Origin of the sequence: Rhizobium cauense, from assembly GCF_019511525.1 — a bacterium.
GTDB classification, from domain to species: Bacteria; Pseudomonadota; Alphaproteobacteria; order Rhizobiales; family Rhizobiaceae; genus Rhizobium; species Rhizobium cauense.
In genome coordinates this window covers 1-446 of record NZ_JAEUAT010000070.1, presented here as the reverse complement: position 1 = coordinate 446, position 446 = coordinate 1, and the positions used below count along the sequence as shown (strand labels likewise).

Here is a 446-nt window from a genome sequence, read left to right as displayed (position 1 = left end):
GGTCTGGTTAATTGCCTTTGGCGGGATGGTGATCAGCAAGCGCTTTACTGCTCAATCAGCAGAACCGTGGCTCCAGCTGATTTCCGCAGTGATCATTATTGGCACCGCGTTCTGGATGTTCTGGCGTACCTGGCGCGGCGAACGCAACTGGCTGGAGAATATGCACGAGTATGATCATGAACATCATCACCACGATCACGAAGATCACCACGACCATGGACATCATCACCATCACGAACATGGCGAGTATCAGGATGCCCATGCACGAGCCCATGCCAATGATATTAAACGACGCTTTGATGGTAGAGAGGTCACCAACTGGCAAATTTTGTTATTTGGCTTAACAGTTGGTCTTATCCCCTGTCCGGCAGCAATTACCGTGCTGTTGATTTGCATTCAGTTGAAAGCCCTGACACTGGGCGCAACACTGGTCGTCAGTTTCAGCA

1 protein-coding gene is annotated in these 446 nt (G+C 50.4%); it reads left to right on the top strand.

Annotated elements, in window-relative coordinates; genetic code table 11:
- A partial coding sequence (locus JNB88_RS33175) for a nickel/cobalt efflux transporter (protein WP_220359169.1) occupies nucleotides 1–446 on the top strand: 446 nt, incomplete at both ends.